Origin of the sequence: Micromonospora sp. LOL_024 (assembly GCF_048060415.1) — a bacterium.
GTDB lineage: Bacteria > Actinomycetota > Actinomycetes > Mycobacteriales > Micromonosporaceae > Micromonospora.
Window position 1 is genome coordinate 88,428 of record NZ_JBHMIS010000004.1, and the last position, 15,293, is coordinate 103,720.

Annotated in this window: 14 protein-coding genes and 2 pseudogenes; 4 read left to right on the forward strand and 12 right to left on the reverse strand. The window is 70.7% G+C overall.

The window, feature by feature from the left end:
• Positions 1–44: 44 nt before the first annotated feature.
• From ACFHWY_RS07535 to ACFHWY_RS07560, 6 genes are all read right to left on the reverse strand, one after another.
• Entirely contained in the window at positions 45–1,712 is a 1,668-nt protein-coding gene (locus ACFHWY_RS07535) for a CDP-glycerol glycerophosphotransferase family protein (protein ID WP_416579381.1), read from the reverse strand.
• Positions 1,713–1,750: 38 nt separating this feature from the next.
• Positions 1,751–3,205, reverse strand: coding sequence for a polysaccharide pyruvyl transferase family protein (locus ACFHWY_RS07540; RefSeq protein ID WP_416579382.1), 1,455 nt, complete (start codon positions 3,203–3,205; stop codon positions 1,751–1,753).
• A gap of 211 nt (positions 3,206–3,416) precedes the next feature.
• Positions 3,417–3,926 carry an Lrp/AsnC family transcriptional regulator gene (locus tag ACFHWY_RS07545; RefSeq protein WP_416579383.1) on the reverse strand — a complete coding sequence of 170 codons (510 nt, stop codon included), beginning with the start codon at positions 3,924–3,926 and terminating at the stop codon, positions 3,417–3,419.
• Positions 3,927–4,012: 86 nt separating this feature from the next.
• Positions 4,013–5,155, reverse strand: a complete 1,143-nt coding sequence (locus tag ACFHWY_RS07550) for an acyl-CoA dehydrogenase family protein (RefSeq protein WP_416579384.1) — start codon at positions 5,153–5,155, stop codon at positions 4,013–4,015.
• Positions 5,152–6,267, reverse strand: a complete 1,116-nt coding sequence (locus tag ACFHWY_RS07555) for a M24 family metallopeptidase (RefSeq protein ID WP_416579385.1) — start codon at positions 6,265–6,267, stop codon at positions 5,152–5,154. The genes ACFHWY_RS07550 and ACFHWY_RS07555 overlap by 4 nt, the downstream gene beginning before the upstream one ends.
• A 66-nt stretch (positions 6,268–6,333) precedes the next feature.
• On the reverse strand, positions 6,334–6,561 hold the full coding sequence (locus tag ACFHWY_RS07560; RefSeq protein ID WP_416579386.1) for a VOC family protein: 228 nt from the start codon (positions 6,559–6,561) through the stop codon (positions 6,334–6,336).
• 88 nt (positions 6,562–6,649) lie between these two features.
• Here ACFHWY_RS07560 and ACFHWY_RS07565 point away from each other — a divergent pair, with 88 nt between their 5' ends.
• The gene (locus tag ACFHWY_RS07565; RefSeq protein WP_416579545.1) at positions 6,650–7,558 is read left to right on the forward strand and encodes a 5'-3' exonuclease; all 909 of its coding nucleotides are present in this window, start codon (positions 6,650–6,652) and stop codon (positions 7,556–7,558) included.
• A 77-nt stretch (positions 7,559–7,635) separates the two neighbouring features.
• On the opposite strand, the gene ACFHWY_RS07570 is transcribed toward ACFHWY_RS07565, so the two are convergent.
• From ACFHWY_RS07570 to ACFHWY_RS07580, 3 genes are read right to left on the reverse strand one after another with little or no spacing between them, the layout of a single operon-like run.
• Positions 7,636–8,454, reverse strand: a complete 819-nt coding sequence (locus ACFHWY_RS07570) for a sugar phosphate isomerase/epimerase family protein (protein ID WP_416579387.1) — start codon at positions 8,452–8,454, stop codon at positions 7,636–7,638.
• Positions 8,451–9,560: a dihydrodipicolinate synthase family protein gene (locus tag ACFHWY_RS07575; RefSeq protein WP_416579546.1), complete on the reverse strand. Its 1,110-nt coding sequence runs from the start codon at positions 9,558–9,560 to the stop codon at positions 8,451–8,453. Before ACFHWY_RS07575 ends, ACFHWY_RS07570 begins: the two co-directional genes overlap by 4 nt.
• A 41-nt stretch (positions 9,561–9,601) precedes the next feature.
• Complete coding sequence (locus tag ACFHWY_RS07580; RefSeq protein WP_416579388.1) at positions 9,602–10,753, reverse strand: Gfo/Idh/MocA family protein; 1,152 nt, start codon at positions 10,751–10,753, stop codon at positions 9,602–9,604.
• 283 nt (positions 10,754–11,036) lie between these two features.
• Between ACFHWY_RS07580 and ACFHWY_RS07585 the strand changes: the two genes are divergently transcribed.
• Complete coding sequence (locus ACFHWY_RS07585; RefSeq protein ID WP_416579389.1) at positions 11,037–12,053, forward strand: LacI family DNA-binding transcriptional regulator; 1,017 nt, start codon at positions 11,037–11,039, stop codon at positions 12,051–12,053.
• A gap of 165 nt (positions 12,054–12,218) precedes the next feature.
• Here ACFHWY_RS07585 and ACFHWY_RS07590 read toward each other — a convergent pair.
• Together ACFHWY_RS07590 and ACFHWY_RS07595 are read right to left on the reverse strand one after the other, a co-directional pair.
• Positions 12,219–12,500, reverse strand: a pseudogene (locus tag ACFHWY_RS07590) (XRE family transcriptional regulator); the annotation flags it as partial.
• Between the two features lie 31 nt (positions 12,501–12,531).
• Positions 12,532–12,981, reverse strand: a pseudogene (locus ACFHWY_RS07595) (helix-turn-helix domain-containing protein); the annotation flags it as partial.
• Here ACFHWY_RS07595 and ACFHWY_RS07600 point away from each other — a divergent pair.
• The gene (locus ACFHWY_RS07600; RefSeq protein ID WP_416579390.1) at positions 12,980–13,186 is read left to right on the forward strand and encodes a hypothetical protein; all 207 of its coding nucleotides are present in this window, start codon (positions 12,980–12,982) and stop codon (positions 13,184–13,186) included. The pseudogene ACFHWY_RS07595 and the gene ACFHWY_RS07600 overlap by 2 nt on opposite strands.
• Before the next feature lie 262 nt (positions 13,187–13,448).
• On the opposite strand, the gene ACFHWY_RS07605 is transcribed toward ACFHWY_RS07600, so the two are convergent.
• Positions 13,449–13,916: a hypothetical protein gene (locus tag ACFHWY_RS07605; RefSeq protein WP_416579391.1), complete on the reverse strand. Its 468-nt coding sequence runs from the start codon at positions 13,914–13,916 to the stop codon at positions 13,449–13,451.
• Positions 13,917–14,263: 347 nt separating this feature from the next.
• Here ACFHWY_RS07605 and ACFHWY_RS07610 point away from each other — a divergent pair, with 347 nt between their 5' ends.
• Positions 14,264–15,268, forward strand: a complete 1,005-nt coding sequence (locus tag ACFHWY_RS07610) for a phosphotransferase family protein (protein ID WP_416579392.1) — start codon at positions 14,264–14,266, stop codon at positions 15,266–15,268.
• The last annotated feature ends 25 nt before the right edge of the window (positions 15,269–15,293 follow it).

Genomic DNA, 15,293 nt, shown 5'->3' on the forward strand with positions numbered 1-15,293 from the left:
CGGCGTTGCCGCTGGGTCGGGGCCGACCGTGGCCGCTCGCGCAATCAGAGGTAGCGCGACGCCTCGTCGAGGAAGTGCTGGGCGTACCGCTCCCCCGGGATGTCACCGAGGTAGTACTTCTTGAGCTCCTGCCTGGTGGCGGCGAGTGGATCGCTGTTCAGGAGGTCGTCGAGGGCCCCGTCGAGTCCCTGTAGCCGGCCGCCGTGCGCATCGATCACATAGCTGACCCGCGCGAGCGGGAAGTGGTCGGTGAACGTGGTCGCCGACGTCGAAACGGCGACCATCGCGAACGGCTTCTCCGAGTACAGGTAGTCGGCCACCACACTAGACACGTCCGACACCAGCACGTCCGAAGCGTTGAAGCAGTCCACCACCGACATCTTCGACTCGGCCTGCTTACCGAACACGTGCTGCCGCCCGTTGACCCGACGGTCCTCGACCAGCAACGCCTGGATCCGCTCACATTCCCTGTTCAACACCGCAGACCCCCGGCTGTACGGGTGCGGCCGGAAGACGATGCTGCACCCCCGCGCGACCAGCGCCTTGATGATGTCGTAGCCGACCGGCAGCGACGAGTAGTTGGAGTCGGCGTAGAACCCGGACCACGTCGGGGCGTACAGGACGCGGGGATTGGCGATCGAGGCGATCGGCTTGGCGGCGACGGCGACGTTCTCCACCTGGGGCCGCCCGACGACGCTGAACATCTCTGCCGGCATGCTCACACCGTTGGCCGCAAACCGGTCGATTGCGGCCTGACCGGCGACGAAGTTCTTGTCGTAGATCCGGAACGCCGGGTTGTAGCTCGGCACCTTGTCGCTGTCGCCGTGGTTGAGCTGGATGTGCGTGAGGTTGGTGTAGCGGATGAGGTGGTTGTTCTTCGTCGCGGTGTTGACGTAGAAGGCCGCCCGCATGGACGGGGTGACCACGTCGTCCATGTCCTCCAGCCGGGACCGGAACACCACCGGCGCCTTGGTGAGCGCCACCGCCTCGTTGAAGTTGGCCTCGCCGCGTACCAGCACGAAGAACTTCCGCCCGAGGCGTTCCAGGTAGGGCAGCCACATCGTGATCTGGTAGGCGGTGCCCGCGGGTGCGGTCCAGTGCAGGACGAAGGCCGGCTCGTAGGCGGTCAGCGCGGCGGACAGGTTCGCCTCGCTGGTGCGCCGCGCCCGAACCCGGGTCAGTGCCTGGTACACGGTAAGGAGCGACAGCCCGAGCGCCACGGCCGCCACCGCCGCCGCGATCACCCCGAGGGTGTCGGTGAACGCGCAGGCGAGCACCACCAGGACCGCAGCGCCGTTGACCAGGACGGCCCTGCTCGTGTTCGGGCGGCGGTAGGGCCCGGAGCCGGTCCCGGGCAGGTTCGCCGAGACGGGGTAGGCGGAACGGGACAACGTCGCCATGGCTTCCTCGCTGAGCACCGCGAGGCCGGCGACGGCGATACCGAGGGCAAGTGCGGGATCAACACCGCCGTGCACCGCGCCGAGCAGGTACGCGCTGGCGAGCAGCAGCACTCGCGGCACGACCGCCTTCCCGGCGGCCGCCGGTCCGCCGCGCAACGCGCCGCGCCACGTCCAGGCCAGCAGACCGGCCGCGAGCGCCGCCGGGGCGAGCGCCCAGAGGCGGGAGTTTCCCACCGCCGCCAAGAGCAGCGCGGCCAGGGCCGAAACCTCGATCACCGAGGAGACGACCAGCGGTCCCGACTTCGAGGTCAACCATGCTCTAATTCCGGACCTGTCCGGACCCACCATCGTCACCGCCGGCCTCCGGTGGACAACGGGTTGATCCGCAGGACCCGTCCCATCCGGCCCCGCCAGCTGGCCATGGATTCCTGCTGTAGCTTCAGTTCCTTCTCCAACTGGGTTACCCGCTCCTCAAGCGACTTCGTTCCGCGCGGCTCGCGGAAGGGTGGTTCGAAGGCGTAGGCAGGACGTTCGATATCGCCGTCGTGTCCCTGCCGCAGCCAGCGCAGGCGCGACATGACCTGCCGCCGCCCGACGATGTCCGAGGCCATCAGCGTGTGCACCGGTCCGGGAAAGTTGGCGGCGGCGAGCGCCTTGTCGTAGGCGGGGTTCGCCTTGCCCGGCTGGAACACATGCTCAAGATCGTTGTGTTCGAGGAACCGCACGTACGTGTCAAAGGTCTCGGCCTGCCGCCGGCCGAAGGTGTCGAAGTCGGCCTCGGCGTAGAGCTGCTGCGCGTCGACGTCCGCCGGCAGGTCAGCGTAGAGGCGGTACGGGATCCCGTGGTACTCGGCCAGCTCGACGGTGCGGGAGTCGTGAGCCAGCACCACCGCCGGGGTGCCCGCCAGCACGCCCGCGACGTTGCCGTGGATCCGGGTGCCGAACGTGAAGTGCTGCTCTGCCATAAAGTCGACCCAGGTCGACGTGTCCACGAAGAAACGCATCCGGTCGTTCTCGTACAGCGGATGGTCGGTGTGGATGGGCATCCGCTTGTTGGGGACCTTGGCCGGGTTCTCCCCCCACAGCATGAGGGCCAGCCGCTGATGCTGTTGGGGCACGATCACGCTGTTGGGATAGCGGTTGGTGTTCGCCTCGACCAGCAGGTCGACACCCTTGACCTTCGGGGTGTACGAGATGGCCATCGGGCTGTCGTAGGAGAGCCGGTCGACCTTGCGTACCAGAGGGCCCAGCGGCCCATTGCCGAACATCGACGGACAGCCGATCACCCGCACGTGCTCGTCGCCGAAGCCCAGGTACCTCAGCATGCGCGCCGTGTACTCGCCACGGACGCCGATCGAGGCGGACCGGTTGAGAACGGCCCGGGTGAACCGGGTGACGATCTTCTTGTAGTCGTCGGGCAGCGAGTCGAACTCCGTGCCGTACGGCAGTTGGGCGCCGATCCCGACGACCGTGACAGGAATCTTCAGCCGCTCGATGACGTTGGCGAGGCGCTCCAGGTGCGGGAGGAAGGTGTCCCGGTATGAGTTCGCCATCGGCAGCACGAACCGGTCGAACTCATCGTTGGTGCGCCGGACGTAGGTGCTGAGATTCACCGGACGTTCATGCACGTAGGAGTTCGCGACCACCTCGGCGTCGGGCACACTCAGCACCCGGAACACCGCGCTGTAGAAGAGCATGTTGCCGGAGTTGGACCCGAAGATGCCCAGTCTGGAGGAGGCGAGGCTCTGCTCGTGAGACAGCGCTGTCAACGGGCTCTTGCCGGCGCGGATGAGGATCCGCGTCATCAGCGGACTCCGGCCATCGCCTGGCTGAACCGCGATCGCATCGATCCGTACATCTCACCCTCCCCTGGAGAACCCGGCCTCGACCCGTGGCGGCCGAACGGCGTACGCCGCCGTCCGGGCGGCTGGTCATGATCCGGATCTCACTTGTCGCAGAATCAGGGATGGATCCTAGCCGCGCCTCCGGCGAGTTGACGCCATGGGGCTAACCGATTCAACCCGACTGTGAGCCCGCCGACTCGGCCGAAACCCCCCGGACCCGGTGCTGGCCCGCGGGATTCAGAGCGACCTTCGGCGGGCGGTGCTCGTACGGGGTGGAGAGCACGACGGTGGTCCGGGTGGTGACGTTGGCCGAGGTACGGATCTCCTGCAGCACCCGTTCCAGGTCGACCGGGCCGGCCACCCGCACCAGCAGCAGGTAGAAGTCCTCTCCCGCCACCGAGTAGCACGAGTCGATCTCCGGCAGGTGCGCCAGCCGCACGGGCGCGTCGTCCGGCTGTGACGGATCGAACGGCCGGATCGCCACGAACGCGGTCAACGGCAGGTCGAGCGCCTCGAAGGAGACCCGGGCGGCGTAGCCGTTGATCACACCGCGCTGTTCCAGCCGCCGCACCCGCTGGTGCACGGCGGAGACCGACAGGCCCACCTTCTCCGCGAGATCCGTGTACGACAGCCGGCCGTCCGCGGTCAACGCGGCGACGATGGCCCGGTCGATCTCCTCCACGGCGTGCAACCTACCGGGAAAGCCGCGCCAACGCGACGACAGGGCCCTTCGGGCGTCGCGTTCGGCGGGCGGCCGGTCGCGCTCGGTCAGCCCTCGGCCAACGCCCGGGAGATCACCAGCCGTTGGATCTGGTTGGTGCCCTCCACGATCTGGAGCACCTTCGCCTCCCGCAGGTAGCGCTCCACCGGGTGGTCGGCCACGTAGCCTGCGCCGCCGAGCACCTGCACCGCGTCCGTGGTCACCCGCATCGCCATGTCGGTGGCGAACAACTTCGCCTTGGCCGCCTCGATCGAGTACGGCCGTCCGGCGTCGCGTAGCCGGGCCGCGGCGAGCGTCAACGCCCGGGCGGCGGAGATCTGGGTGGCCAGATCGGCGAGCGTGAAGCCGAGGCCCTGAAAATTGATGATGGAGCGGCCGAACTGCTGGCGCTGCCGGGCGTAGTCCACCGCGTAGTCCAGGGCCGACTGGGCCAGCCCCACCGCGCAGGCGGCGATGCCCAGCCGTCCGGAGTCCAGGGCGGACATGGCGATGGTGAAGCCGGCCCCCTCGCCGCCGAGCAGCCGGTCGACCGGCACCCGGGCATCGTCGAAGGCGATCTGCGCCACCGGCGAGGAGCGCAGCCCCATGGTACGTTCGGCGGCCTGCGGGTGGATGCCGGCCGTGCCCGGCTCGGCGAGCAGGCAGGAGATCCCGCGCGGACCGGGGCCACCGGTGCGGCAGAAGATGTTGTAGAAGTCGGCTACCTGGGCGTGGGTGATCCAGGCCTTGGTCCCGGAGACGACGTAGACGTCCCCGTCTCGGACGGCCTTCGTGGCCAGCGACGCGGCGTCCGAGCCGCCCTGCGGCTCCGACAGGCAGTACGCGCCCAGCAGCTCGCCGCCGATCATGTCGGGCAGCAGCTCGCGTTGCTCGTCGGTGCCGAACGCGGCGACCGGGTAGCAGGACAGGGTGTGCACGCTGACCGCCTCGGCGACGGCCAGCCAGCGGCCAGCCAGGACCTCCAGCACCTGCAGGTACACCTCGTACGGCTGGGCGGCCCCGCCGTGCTTCTCCGGGTACGGCAGGCCGAGCAGCCCGGCCCGGCCCAGCGTGCGCAGCACCTCCCGGGGGAACTCGGCGCGCTGCTCGTACCCGTCCACCTTCGGGGCGAGTTCCCGGTCGGCGAGCTCGGTGGCCAGCTCCAGCAGGTCGTGAGCCTCGTCGGTGGGCAGAATCCGGTCGACAGTCATAGCGCGATGAGCTCCGTGGAGGTGGTGTTGAGCCGCCGTACGCCGTCCGTCGTGCAGACGACGATGTCCTCGATCCGGGCGCCGTGCCGCCCGGCCAGGTAGATACCCGGCTCGACGGAGAAGGCCATTCCCGCCGCCAGCGGCCGGGCGTTACCCGCCACCAGGTACGGGTCCTCGTGGCCGTCCAGCCCGATGCCGTGGCCGGTGCGGTGTAGGAAGGCGTCGCCGTAGCCGGCGGCGGCGATCGGTTCGCGGGCGACGGTGTCGACGGCCCCGGCGCTCACCCCGGGGCGGACCGCCGCCACGGCGGCCCGCTGCGCGTCACGCAGCACCGCGTAGTAGTCGCCGAACTCGTCCGGCGGCCGGCCACCGGCGACGTATGTGCGAGTGCAGTCGGAGCGGTAGCCCGAAGGCATCGTGCCGCCGATGTCGACCACCACCGGCTCACCGGCGCCGATCGGCCGGTCGCCGGTGCCGTGGTGCGGGCTGGCTCCGTTCGGGCCGGCCGCGACGATCACGAAGTCGACTGTGACGTGCCCGGCCGCACGGATCGCCGCCGCGATGTCGGCGGCCACCTCCACCTCGGTCCGCCCCGGCCGCAGCCACTGGCCCATCCGGGCGTGCACGGCGTCGATCGCCGCGCCGGCCTCGGCGAGCGCCGTGATTTCCGCCGGCGACTTGTGGATCCGTAGGTCCCGCAGCACCTCGGAGGCGAGCCGCTGGCGGGCGGCGGGCAGCGTGGCGCCCAACGCGAGGACCTGCTCGGCCCACATCCGGTCGGCCAGCCCCACCGCACCGACCGGCCCGCCGAGGGCGGCGGTGACCAGCGGGTACGGGTCGGCGCCGTCGGTATGGTCGACGATGCGTACGCCGGTGCCCGGCGCCGGGGACGCCTCGGCCGCCGGCCGCTCCAGGGCCGGCACGATGAGCGTCGGTTCGCCCTCGGCGGGCAACACCAGCAGGGTCAGCCGCTCACCGGCGTGCGCGTCGTAGCCGGTCAGGTAGCGCAGGTCGGAGCCGGGGCTCAGCAGCAACGCGTCGAGCCCGGCGGCGGCGGTGGCGCGCTGTGCGGAGGCCAGACGTCGCGGCGGATACAGCTCCTCGGTCCCCATCGCACTAGCTTAACGGTCGTTTGGGGCGGAGGGTACGGACGGTGCCGACTGGGCCTGCGGACCGGGTTACTCGACCCAGAGGCAGAAGGGATGCCCGTCCGGGTCCAGGCAGACCCGTACGTCGTCCTGCGGTTGGAACTCGGTCAGGGTGGCGCCACAGGCCAGCGCGTGGTCCAGTGCGGCGGTCAGGTCCTCGACCCCGATCTCCAGGTGCATCATCATCTGCTGCCGGCCGGACTCTGCGGGCCAGGTCGGTCGCAGGTACGCCCGCTCCCGTTGAAAGGAGAGCCCCACCCCGCCGGATCACGCCGTCGACGTGCCGTCCGCCGTAACGTCGGTGGGGTGTGCCAGGCTGTCGGGCGTGGCACAGCAGACTCCGATCATGCTCGTCGACGCGCCCAGTCTCTACTTCCGGGCCTACTTCGGCATCCCCGAGTCGGCCGCGAAGACTGCCGACGGCCAGCCGGTCAACGCGGTGCGGGGCTTTCTGGACATGCTCGCCCATCTGGTGCGCACCCGTCGACCGGGCCGGATGGTGTGCGCGATGGACCACGACTGGCGGCCGGACTGGCGGGTGGCGCTGCTGCCGTCGTACAAGGCGCACCGGGTGGCCCCCGAGGGTGGCGAGGTGGTGCCGGACACCCTCGGCCCGCAGGTGCCGATGATCCTCGACGTGCTCGACGCGCTGGGCGTCACCGTGGTGGGCGCTGCCGGCTACGAGGCCGACGACGTGCTGGGCACGCTGTCGGTCACCGAGCCCGGGCCGGTGGAGGTGGTCTCCGGCGACCGGGACCTGTTCCAGCTCATCGACGACGCCCGCGGGGTGCGGCTGCTCTACATCGGGCGGGGCGTGGCCAAGTTGGACGACTGCGACGACGACGCGGTACGCGCCCGTTACGGCGTGCCGGCCGACCGGTACGCCGATTTCGCCGCGCTGCGCGGCGATCCCAGCGACGGACTGCCCGGGGTGGCCGGGGTGGGCGAGAAGACCGCCGCCCGGTTGGTCGACCGGTACGGCGACATCGCCGGCATCCTCGCCGCCCTGGACGACCCGGCCGCCGGCTTCGCGCCCGGGCTCCGCGCCAAACTCACCGACGCGCGGGACTACCTCGCGGTGGCGCCGAAGGTGGTCCGGGTCGCCCTGGACGTGCCGCTGCCGCCGCTGATCACCGAGCTACCGGTGGCACCGGCCGACCCGGAACGGCTGCTCGACCTGGCGCAGCGGTGGAACCTGGCCGGTTCCACCCGCCGACTTGTCGACGCCCTCGCCGCCCGCGAAGCGGCAGCCTAGCGCAGGGGCCGGGAACGGCGGCGCCTGCCGGACGACGTACCCGGCCAGCAGCGCCAGCGGGCACCCTTCATATCACTTCAGGTGACCTCGCGAAGGTAGCCGTCGATGGCCGCGGCCAGCACCTGGTCGCCGGGGCGGGCCCACACCTCGGCGTTGAAGACCTCCACCTCGATCGGGCCGGTGTAGCCGGCCGCGTCGACCGCCGCACGCAGCCGGCGTAGTTCAATGCAGCCGTCGCCGGGCATTGCCCGCCCCAGCAGCACCCCCTCGGGCAGCGGTGTGATCCAGTCGCAGACCTGGAACGAGGCGATCCACTCGCTCGCCCGGGCGATCTGTTCGTAGACGGTGTCGTCCCACCACACGTGGTAGGCGTCGACCACCACCCCGACCACGCTCGGGGCGAAGCGCTCGGCGATGTTCAGCGCCTGACCGAGGGTGGCGATGACGCAGCGGTCGGCGCTGAACATCGGGTGCAGCGGCTCGATGGCGAGCGTCACACCGGCCGCGTCGGCGTGCGGGGCCAGCTCGGCGATCGCGTCGGCGACCCGGGCCCGGGCGCCGTCGATGTCCTTGCTGCCGGCCGGCAGGCCACCGGAGACCAGCACCAGCACGGGCGCGCCGAGGGTGGCCGCCTCGTCGATGGCGCGCAGGTTCTGGTCCCGCCAGTCCCCGGCGGTGAAGAAACCACCCCGGCACAGTGTGGTCACCGCGAGCCCGGCACCGCGTACCAGCTTGGCGCAGCGGGCCAGGCCGTACTCGGCGACCGGCTCCCGCCACAGGCCGAGGCCCGGCACCCCGGCGGCGACGCAGCCGGCGACCAGCTCGGGCAACGCCCAGTGCTGGGCGGTGGCCTGGTTGAACGAGAAGCGGCGCAGGGCGGTGCGGTCGGCGGTCACTGGGGCACCCCGGCCACCGTGAAGAAGGCCCGGGCCCGGGCGGCGGCCAGCTCGGCGTCGGGCAGCAGGCCGGCCGCGTCGGCGAGGGTGAGCAGGGTGGCCAGGTGTGCCGGCGACCGACCGGACTGCAGTCCGCCGACCATGGTGAAGTGCTCCTGGTGGCCGGCCAGCCAGGCGAGGAAGACGATACCGGTCTTGTAGTACCAGGTGGGCGCGGCGAACAGGTGCCGGGCCAACGGCACGGTCGGTTCGAGGATCTCGTCGTAGGTGGCCAGGTCACCGCGGTCGAGGGCGGCCAGCGCGGCGGCCGCGGCCGGGGCGATGGCGGCGAAGACCCCCAGCAGAGCGTCGGAGTGGCCGGCGTCGTCGCCCCGGATCAATTCGGGGTAGTGGAAGTCGTCGCCGGTGTAGAGACGGACCCCGGCCGGCAGCCGGCGACGCAGCGCCACCTCCCGACCAGCGTCGAGCAGGGAGACCTTGATCCCGTCGACCCGGTGGGAATGGGCCTTGAGCAGCTCGACGACGGTGTCGGCGGCCAGGTCCAGATCGCTGCTGCCCCAGTAGCCGGACAACGCCGGGTCGAACATCGGGCCGAGCCAGTGCAGCACCACCGGCCCGTCGGCGGCACGCAGGAGCTCGTCGTACACCCGCAGGTAGTCCTCGGGACCGCGGGCGGCGGCAGCCAGCTGGCGGCTGCACATCAGGACCGGTACCGCTCCGGCGGACTGCACGTCGTCGAGCTGCTCGCGGTAGGCGGCGGTGACCTCGCCGAGGGTGGCCGGGCCGGCCGGAAGCTGGTCGGTGACGACGCCGGCGACGATCCGGCCGCCGGCGGCCCGGGCCTCCGCCGCACTGCGCCGGATCAGTTCCCGGGTGCTCGGGTAGTCCAGGCCCATGCCGCGCTGCGCGGTGTCCATCGCCTCGGCCACCCCAAGGCCGTACGACCACAGGTGTCGGCGGAAGGCCAGGGTGCGGTCCCAGTCGAGCCCGGCCGGGGTACCCGGGGTGTTGTCGGCGGCCGGATCGGCGACCACGTGCGCGGCGGCGTACGCGATGCGGCTGCGCGGCGGCCCGTCGGGACGCGCGTGGCCGGCCCCACCGGCCATCCGCAGAAGCCGGCCGCCGGGCAGGGCAACCTCGGCCGGGGTCACAGTGCCAGCTCCGGCACCTCGACGCGGCGGCCCTCGCGGGCGGAGAGCAGGCCCAGTTCGGCCAGCTGCACACCGCGTGCACCGGCCAGGAAGTCCCACCGGAACGCCTCACCGGTCGCGACGTGCCGCAGGAACGCCTCCCACTGCACCTTGAAGCCGTTGTCGAAGTCCTCGTTGTCCGGCACCTCGGTCCACTGCGACCGGAAGTTCTCGGTCACCGCCAGGTCCGGGTTCCAGACCGGCTTCGGGGTGACCGCGCGGTGCTGAACCCGGCAGCGACGCAACCCGGCCACCGCGCTGCCCTCGGTGCCGTCGACCTGGAACTCGACCAGTTCGTCGCGGTGCACCCGCACACACCAGGACGAGTTGAGCTGGGCGATCACGCCGCCGTCCAGTTCGAAGGTGCCGTAGGCGGCGTCGTCCGCGGTGGCCGGATAGGGCTGACCGGCTTCGTCGACCCGACGGGGAATGTGGGTGGCGACGGTGGAGGAGACCGCGCGTACCTCACCGAACAGCTCCGCCAGCACGTAGTGCCAGTGCGGGAACATGTCCACCACGATGCCGCCGCCGTCGGAGGCCCGGTAGTTCCACGAGGGGCGTTGCGCCGGCTGCCAGTCGCCCTCGAAGACCCAGTAGCCGAACTCGCCGCGCACCGACAGCACCTGGCCGAAGAAGCCGCCGTCGAGCAGCCGCTTGAGCTTGCGCAGGCCCGGCAGGAAGAGCTTGTCCTGCACCACACCGGTGCGTACGCCCGCGGCGCGGGCCGCCCGGGCCAGGTCCAGGGCGGCGGCGGTCTCCTCCGCCAGCGGTTTCTCGGTGTAGATGTGCTTACCGGCCTCGATGGCCTGTCGGATGGCCTTCTCCCGCTGCTGGGTCACCTGGGCGTCGAAGTAGATCTGGATGTCGTCGCGGGCCAGGGCGGCACCGAGGTCGGTGGTCCAGTCGTCGAGGCCGTGCCGCTCGGCGATCTCGCGCAGCTTGGCCTCGCTGCGGCCGACCAGGACGAGGTGGGGCCAGGCGGTGGTGCCGTCGGCCAGCGGCACGCCACCGGCGGAGCGGATGGCCAGCAGGGAGCGCACCAGATGCTGCCGGTAGCCCATTCGGCCGGTGACGCCGTTCAGGATGATGCCGATCGACCTGCGGGTCATGGGGGTCCTTCCGTCGAACAAGGTCCAGGTAAGCGCTTTCCTGCCCAGAGTAGGTCTACCCCCTTGCGGGCGGCAAGGGCATACCTAGCTGGTTGTTTCGGCCACCGCCACCGCCGGCCGCCGGCTGCCACCCGCCCGTCGCCCATGACCGCAGGTCACCTGCCCTGCCTCGAATCGATAGGCCGTGACCTGCTCGAACCAGGATCAGGGTGGGTGCCCACACTGCGGTACGGTGACGCTGGCCGCCACGCGTGCGGCACGCGTGGTCGTGAGGGGGCGGTAGGTGGCGACTCTGTCCGATGTGGCCCGGCGAGCCGGTGTCTCACCCGCCACGGCGTCCCGGGTGATCAATGGCAGCAGCAAGCCGGTCACCGACGACCTACGCGAGCGGGTGCTCCAGGCCGTCGCCGAATTACAGTACGTACCCAACGCCCACGCCCAACTGCTGGCCCGCTCGCACCGCGGCCCCGTCGGCGTCATCGTGCACGACGTCTCCGACCCGTACTTCTCGGAAATCACCCGAGGTCTGCAGCGGGTCGCCACCGACCAGGGTCGGCTGCTGATGATCTGCAACAGCTACCGTGACCCGGACCGCGAGCTGGAGTACGTCGAGCTGTTGCGGGGACACCAGGTTGCCGCGATCATCCTGGCCGGGTCCGGCTATCACGACGCCGAGTTCGTCCGCCTGCTCAACGGAAAGCTCGCGGCGTACGAGGCCACCGGTGGACGGGTCGCGGTGATCGGCCGCCACGAGCACTCCGGCGACGCGGTGATGCCGAACAACCGCAGGGGCGCCTGGCTGCTCGGGCAGGAGCTGTGCCGCCTGGGCCACGAGCGGATCGGGGTGGTGGCCGGCCCACGGGTGCTGACCACCACCACCGACCGGTTGACCGGGCTGCGCGAGGCGCTCGCCGAGCACGGCCGGCGCCTGCCCGCAGGGCACGTCCGGTACGCCGAGTTCGACCGGGACAGCGGCGCCGCCGCCACCGCCGCGCTGCTCGACGCCGAGCCCGGGCTGACCGCGATCGCGGCGCTCAACGACTCGATGGCCATCGGTGCGCTGTCCCTGCTGCGCTCCCGCTCGGTGTCGGTGCCGGAGCAGGTCAGCGTATTCGGCTTCGACGACATGCCGACGGCCCGCGACGTCACCCCGACGCTGACCACCGTCCGGCTGCCCCTGGTCGAGATGGGTGCCCGCGCGATGGCCATGGCGCTGGACGCCGGGGGCACCGGCCCCCGGGTCGAGTCGCTCGCCGCCGAACTCGTCCGCCGCGGCAGCTCCGGCCCGGCGCCCGCCTGAATTCGACCAGGTGCCGCCGCGCGGCGCCCCGAAGCGCGCTACCGGGTGAAGTAGGTGGCGCTCTCCGCGTCCGCCGGGTAGTAGGACTCGATTGGCGACCCCGTCGACCGTGGGGTCCATCGGAGTGCCGAATGTGGTGATGGTGGAGAACATTCGCAGCTCCCGTCCGCCGACCCGGAGGATCATCGGTAGCACGACGTCGCTGTCGTTCCGTTGGTTCGACGCGTCGTCGGCTTCGGGTGCGAGCAGCTCTTCGTAGAGCGCGGTGAGTTCGGGGTCGGGAGCAGCCGCGAGTTGACGTGCGATCCGGGTGCGGAACACCGCGCGAACGTCGGCCAGGTTGACGACCATGCGGGCGAGCCCGCGTGGATCCAGTCCCAGCCGCACCAGGTTGACCGGCGGTCGCAGCAGTTCGGGAGCCACCTGGGCGAAGAACGGGTGCGACACCGCGATTGGTCATCACGATGTTCCACCGGCGATCGAAGACCACCGCCGGATACGGCTCGTGGGCGTGCAGGACCCTGCGGATCGCGTCGCGGACGGCCGACAGCGCATCGTCGGCGAGCGGACGCTCGGCGTACCGGGGTGCGAAGCCGCCGGCGAGCAGGAGCCGGTTGCGGTCACGTAGCGGCACATGCAGTTGATCGGCGAGCCGGAGGATCATGTCGGCACTCGGCTTGGACCGGCCCGTCTCGACCAGGCTGACGTGACGAGCCGAGACGTCCGCGGCGACACTGCGTCCATGACCGCAGAGAACAAGAGCATCGTCCAACGGGCGCTGGCAGTGCTGATCCAGACGGGGGACGTCGACGCGCCCGCCCAGTTCCTGAGCGACGACTTCGTCCACCACCCCCGGCCGGGCTCGAACATCGAGCAAGAGCGTCGGGCTCGCCGCCGTCCGCGCCGCGCTGGTCCCTCTCGCCGGCATGCGGGTCGAGATCCAGCAGGTGCTGGCCGACGATGATCGGGTCGTGGTGTACTCGCGGCGCTGGCTTCCTGACGCGGGCTCCGAGATCGCCGTGGTGGACATCGGGCGGATCGACGACGGGCTGATCGCTGAGGGGTGGGAGGTCATCGAGCCGGTGGCCGAGGTGGCCGCCAACCTCGTCTGGTGGGAACCTGCTCAGCGCTGAGCACGCCGGCGGCCTCGAACGCCTCGTGCTGGCCGAGGAGCAGCAGAGGGTCGTGACACACATTCTGTGCCGCGATTTCGACGCCATGTCCGCCCATTTCTGGTCGGGCAGTATTCAATCAGTGATCGGACGTAGCGCGGGGTGTTCGTTTCGACGAGGCGGGTGCGGCGGGCGGCCGACCTCACCGCCCTCCGCACCCGCCGAGGATCGAACAGGCATCATTCCCGGCCGTTGCCGCACCCGCTCCGAGCAACGTCCGGCGTCAGCCGATGACGATGTCGCAGTCGGCCTGCCCGGTCGCCGCCGCGAGCGCGTCGAAGCTGATCTCGATGAACGGCTCGTACGCGCCGGCACCGAGGCTGCGGGTCTTCTTGCCCGGCACCCACCTAGTGCCGGTCGACTTCCGCAGGTTCGACGAACCCAAGGTCAGGTCGCAGATCCAGTGAGCGTTGCGGCCGATGAGGTTCCGGTTGTGCGCGTCGGCGTCGATCTCCCAGTTGCCGTCGCGGTGGATCGTGAACGCGACGTCCCCGCTGACCTTCCGGCTGCTGTCGCTGGTGGTGAACGTGACGGAGTCGCCGTCCGCCGCCACCTTCTTGGTGGTCGGGTTCGCGTGCGCCGCAGTGGCCCCGAACAGGACGGCGCCGACCGTGGTGGCGGTGGCGACCGCCACCGCCAGACCACGCCGACGAAGAACCGCGGCAGCCGTACCGGTGTTGTTGGATCGCATTTCGGTTTCCCCACTTCCTCGTATTACTGGACGGATACCGGCCCCAGACATTTGTACGGCGCCGGTGAAATCAATTTTCGGGCCCGGCTGCGGGTCCTTCCTTGAGGAAACTCTGAGGAAGTCGCGAGGAAATGCTGAGATTCCGCATACAGGCCACAATGCGATAGCACTTCCGACCGGGATCCGACACCGCAGCGCTTGACCAGCGGCGACAGCATCCAGACAACCCGAAGCAATTAAAAGAATTCGTTTGCGCCTGGAAGTGTCGGGAGTCGATCTGGCGTACGTGGCGACCCGACGACCGGCACGGGACGGACAACCGGTGCGCCGCCGCATACCCTGGCCGGGTGGCGCCGGTCAGTGCGACCCAGCGGGTCCTGTCCCCCGACGACGTGGTCGATCTCGTCCGGGCCTCGTTCGGCCCGGATCGGAGGCTGCTCGACTGCGGGCCGCTGACCGGCGGCGCCTTCGCCGCGGTGTGGTGGGCCCGGCTCGACGACGGGCGCGACATCGTGCTGAAGGTCGCCCCGCCGCCCACCGTTCGGCTGCTACGGTACGAAACCGATCTACTCGCCGCCGAGACCCGCTACTTCCGGCTGATCGCCGAACGGGCACCACAGGTACCGGTGCCTCCGGTGCGGTACCACGGCCGGCATCCGAGGCTCGGCGAGTGGTTGGTCACCGGGCGGCTACCCGGACGGGCGCTACCCGAGCTGGACGGTGACGACGGGCAGGCCCGCGCCGACCTGGGTGCCGCGATGGCCGACATACACCGAATCACCGGCGACCGGTTCGGATACGACGCCGGCCGCACCGGCGGGCCGACCTGGCGCGCCGCGTTCACGGCGATGATCGACGACCTGCTCGCCGACGCGGTCGACTGGGACGTGCGGCTGCCGGTGCCGGCACAGCGGATCCGGGTACTGGTGGATCGGCACGCCGACCTCCTCGACCTCATCGACCGGCCGGCCCTGCTGCACGTCGACTGCTGGGACGGCAACGTGCTGGCCACCGCCGACGACCACGGCGTGTACCGGATGTGCGGGTTGGTCGACGGTGAGCGGTTCCTCTACGGCGATCCGCTGCTGGATCTGGTCTCCCCACTGTTGTTCCGGCGCACCGAGGACGAGCCGGCGCATCCGTTCCTGCGCGGGTACGCCGAGGCGACCGGAGTGCCGCTGGTCTTCGACGACGGAGATCGTCGCCGGCTCGCGCTCTACCGGATGCACCTGCACCTGCTGATGACGGTGGAGACGCCCAGCCGAGGCAGCACCCCGACAAACGACCCCGACCGTCATGCCCTGCTTTCCGACCTGCTGGATCGCGACCTCACCGACCTGGCTGCGGACTGACCGGCCGGGCTGGCCCGACAGCTGG